The organism is Thermus islandicus DSM 21543 (assembly GCF_000421625.1).
Taxonomy (GTDB): domain Bacteria; phylum Deinococcota; class Deinococci; order Deinococcales; family Thermaceae; genus Thermus; species Thermus islandicus.
Genome location: NZ_ATXJ01000043.1, coordinates 1 through 4,170 on the forward strand (window position 1 = coordinate 1; position 4,170 = coordinate 4,170).

Here is a 4,170-nt window from a genome sequence, read left to right on the forward strand (position 1 = left end):
GGTTGAATTATAATAAAGGCAAGATGCAGCGGCGCCCTTGCCCTGGACCACTCCAGATTCATTGGATTGGGGTCAGCAACTTTTGGTTCGCCTTGGTAAAAAATAGGCTGGCCATCGTTCTTTCTACCCCCCACCCCCCGTTTTGCCTGTGCCCGCGCCCCCTTGCGGATGGAGGTGTGGGCTCCCCCTAAGGCGTGCCCCGGGGGGGGTCGGCCATGACAGCCCTCCCACCCCAGGTCTGGCAGAGGCTCCGGAGCATGGCTGAGCCACTCAGCCGCTTAACCGAGCCAGATCGGGTCCTAGAGACGGGGCTGGACCTCCTTCTGCAGCTTACGGGTTTTTCAGTAGGCTGGGTGAGCCTCCGGGAGGGGGAAGGGTTCCGGTTAGCGGCGGCCCGCAACCTCCCTCCGGGCCTGGAAGCCGGGGACAGGGCGTTGATGCGGTTTTCTCCCTGCCGCTGCCAGCGGATGGTCCTGGAAGGGGCGCTCCAGGAGGCAGGAGAGCTCTTGGATTGCGAGCGCCTGAGGCGGCTTCGGGAAGGGCTGGAGGGCCTGCCCCCAGAGGCGGTGGAGCGAGAGACCGGGGGGTTGGTCTCCCATGTGGTGGTACCCCTGCGGGCAGGGGTGGAGGTGTTGGGCGTCGTCAACCTGGCGCGGCCCGGAGCCGAGCCCTTGGGTACGGAACAGAGGGAAACCCTCACCCTGGCCGGGGAGATCCTGGGGGTGGCGGTGCACCGGGCCCTCCTCCACGCGGAAGTCCGCCGCACCCAGCTGCGCCTCTGGCAGGCCCTTCTGGATCTGGCCCGGCGGCTTCTGGAGGGGGCCTCCCTGGAGGCCCTCGAGGCGGCCTTACAGCAGGGGCTTCCGGCCCTGGCCGCCCTCGGTGTGGCCCCGGTTCGGGTCCTGGTCCTGGTCCCTGGAACGCAGGCTCCGGTCGGTCCTGAGGGCGGGGTCTTGGAAGTGCCTCTAGGGGAGGCGCCTGGCCCTTCCCCGGACCTAGGCGAAGTCTGGGAGGTCCTAAGGACCCAGGTGGGATCTCCTAAGCCCTTCTGGCGGGGCCAACTCGGAGTCTTCCCCTTCCCCAGCGCGCGCGCTGGGGGCTCGCGGTCCTCCGGCCACCCCCCGGGAGCCCTGGTGGTGGCCTTGGAACGCCCCCCCGAGGACCTGGAGCTCGCTACCTGGGTTTGGAACCTGGCCGCGGAGATGGTCGCCCAGGCGATGGAACGGGTCCTGACGCAGGAGAAGGCCCTGTACCTGGCCTACCACGATCCCCTGACCGACCTGCCCAACCGGAGGGCCTTCCTGGAACGCTTAGAGGAGCATCTCCTCTTGGCTGAGCGGGAAGGGTGGAGCCTGGCCGTGGGCTTGCTGGACCTGGACGCGTTCAAGCGGGTCAACGACCGCTACGGCCACGCCGTGGGGGACTGGCTTCTGGCCCAGGTGGCCCGGAGGCTCCGGAGCGCCTTGCGGGCAAACGACGGGCTGGCCCGGCTGGGGGGGGACGAGTTTGCCTTCCTCCTGCCCCATCTGGACCCGGTAAAGGCTATGGCGGTGGCCGAGCGCCTGCTGGCCGCGGTGCGGCGTCCCTATAGCCCTCCTGGCCTAGGGAAGAACCTCTCGGTGCGGGCTTCCTTGGGCCTCGCCTTTTACCCCCAAGATGCCCAGGAGCCCTCGGGCCTCCTCCAGGCCGCCGACCTGGCCTTGTACCAGGCCAAGGTCCGCGGGGACCGCTACGCCCTCTTCGGCCGGGAGCTTCGGGCAGACCTGAAACGCCAGATCTGGTTGGAGGAAGAGCTGAGGAAAGCCCTCCAACGTCCCAGGTCCTTGGGCCTCACCCTTCACTACCAGCCGCGGATAGACCTGGAAACCGGCCGGATCACCGCTCTCGAGGCCCTCTTGCGCTTCCAACACCCCTCGGGCCCCCTCTCCCCTAAGGAGGTCATCCCCCTGGCCGAGCGCACGGGGCTCATCCGACCCCTCACGCGCTTCGCCCTGGAACGGGCGGCGCGAACGGCCCGGCGTCTGGGCCTCCCCGTAGGCGTCAACCTTTCCTCGGCCTACCTCAATGAGGAGCTCGTGGAATGGCTGGCGGGGATGTTGCGCCGCCTGGAAGTCTCTGGGGAACTCCTGGAGGTGGAGATCACCGAATCCGTGCTCATGGAGGATGTGGAACAGCGGTCCGGCCTGCTGGAAGCGCTGCGCCGCCTAGGTCTTCGCGTTGCGCTGGACGATTTCGGTACAGGGTATAGCTCCCTGGCTTACCTGGCCCATCTCCCCCTGGACCTCCTCAAGATTGACCGTTCCTTCGTCCGGGGGCTCCAGCCGGGTACCCGGGAAGCCCGGGTGGTTGAGGCGGTGGCCGCCTTGGGCCGGATCCTGGGGAAGCGGGTCGTGGCCGAAGGGGTGGAAACCCAGGAGGAGCTCCTTGTGGTGAGGCAAGCGGGATGTGATGAGGTTCAGGGGTTTTTCCTCAGCCCGCCGCTGCCCTTGGAAGAGGCCCTGGCCCGCTTTGGTCGCCTTGGGCGCTCCCGCTAGAGCCCCGGAGGGCGCGACCCGGGGAAACCGGTTCCGCTCGAGGCCCCAGATGGGCTAGAATGCCTTCCATATGGCCCGGCGGCGGAACCAGGACCCACCCCCCCTCCTGGACCTTAAGGAGCCCCGCCAGGTGGACGAGGCCAACGTGGCCCGGCTAGGGCTCATCTCCATCCAGGAGAGGATCCCGGAGGGCTACGCCTCCTGGGAGGAAGAGTTTGAGGTCCTGGGAAAGCCGGTGAAGCTCGCCTGCTACGCCAACCCCAACGTAGGGGGCGTGCCCCACGGGCTGGACAACGAGGTCTCCCTGGCCCTGATCGCCCTCTACCTGAACGCCGGGAGCCCCCCCGACGGCACCTTCACCACCACCGCCTATCAGATCCTCAAGCTCATGGGCTTTGACACCTCCGGGTACTACTACCGGGCCCTCAAGGAGAGCCTCCTCCGCCTCACCACGGCCACCTACGTTTTGTCGGAAGCCTGGCGGGCGGACGGCCGCTGGCAAAGCGTCACCTTCCGGTACATTGACAAGCTGGAGTTCACCAGCGGCAAGGAGGGAAAGCTGGACCGTTCCAGCATCATCCGGATCACCCTGGCCAAGGAGATCGTCCGCTCCCTGCAAAGCCGGTACACCAAGCCCATCGATATAGAGTTCATGGCCAGCCTCAAGCGGCCCCTGAGCCGGGCCCTCTACCGCCTCCTAGACGCGCAGCGCCTCTCCCCCGAGCGGGAAGAGCCCCTGGGCCGCCTCGAGGTGAGGCTGATGGAGTGGGCCGCCGCCTGCAAGATCGTCCACAAGCGCCCGGACAAGGTGCGCCGTACCCTTGAACCCGCGCACCAGGAGCTTCTGGAGAGGCGGTATTTAAAATCCGTGGAGTACGTGGGGCGTGGCCAGAACCAGGCCATCGTCTACGTCTTCGGCGAGGAGGCAGGGGGGATCCCCGATGCGGAGGCGGTGAACCTCCTGGTGGCGGAGGGCCTCTCCTTCACCTCCGCCTACTCCCTCGCCCGGCGGTACCCCCTCGCCCACATCCGCGAGCGCCTGGAGCGGTACCGGGCCATCCTCGAGGCGGGCTACCGCCCCAAGAACCGGCTGGGCTTCCTCGTGGACGTGATCCGGGACGAGACGGGCAAGTACGAGCGGCCCGTTTGGGGCAAGCGCCCCCCCAGGAAGCAGGCGGCCCAGGAGGAGGAGGAGGCGCGGCGGCTGGAAGAGGAGGCCGCCCGGGAGTGGGCCGCCATGCCCCTCGAGGCCCAGGTGCGGCGGGCCATGCAGGTGGCCAACCTGGTGCTCCGCTCGCGGGTGAGCGTGGGGGAGCTGGAGGACCTCGCCAGGCTCATGGAGTCGGGCGCCATAGAGCCCAGGCGGCTCGTGGAGGAGCTTAAGCAGGCGCTGGCGGCCAACAAGCTGGAGGACTGGCTGGCCCAATTCCGGAAAGGTTTGCCGGGCTGAGGCCGCCCGGGTATCGGAAGACTTGGGGAGCCCAGGAGGGCAAGGAGGCGAGTTTTCCGTCCCGGAGCCCCTTTTTCCCCAGAAGGAGAGGTATCGGAAGACTTGGGGAGTTTGCCCCCTCCCCTATCGGAAGACTTGGGGAGTTGGTATCGGAAGACTTGGGGAATTGGCGGGCGGGCCTATCGG

2 protein-coding genes are annotated in these 4,170 nt (G+C 67.6%); both read left to right on the forward strand.

Going from position 1 to position 4,170, the window contains the following annotated elements; all coding sequences use genetic code 11:
• Nucleotides 1-257: 257 nt before the first annotated feature.
• Complete coding sequence (locus H531_RS13715) at nt 258-2,534, forward strand: putative bifunctional diguanylate cyclase/phosphodiesterase (RefSeq protein WP_169562215.1); 2,277 nt, start codon at nt 258-260, stop codon at nt 2,532-2,534.
• A gap of 70 nt (nt 2,535-2,604) precedes the next feature.
• A complete protein-coding gene (locus H531_RS0112160) occupies nt 2,605-3,984 on the forward strand; it encodes a replication initiator protein A (RefSeq protein WP_022799588.1) in 1,380 nt (459 codons plus the stop codon).
• Nucleotides 3,985-4,170 lie beyond the last annotated feature (186 nt).

Bases quoted from the DNA above. Each gene is read 5' to 3' on its own strand.
- H531_RS0112160 (WP_022799588.1), top strand. From the start codon at position 2,605: ATGGCCCGGCGGCGGAACCAGGACCCACCCCCCCTCCTGGACCTTAAG.
- H531_RS13715 (WP_169562215.1), top strand. From the start codon at position 258: ATGGCTGAGCCACTCAGCCGCTTAACCGAGCCAGATCGGGTCCTAGAG.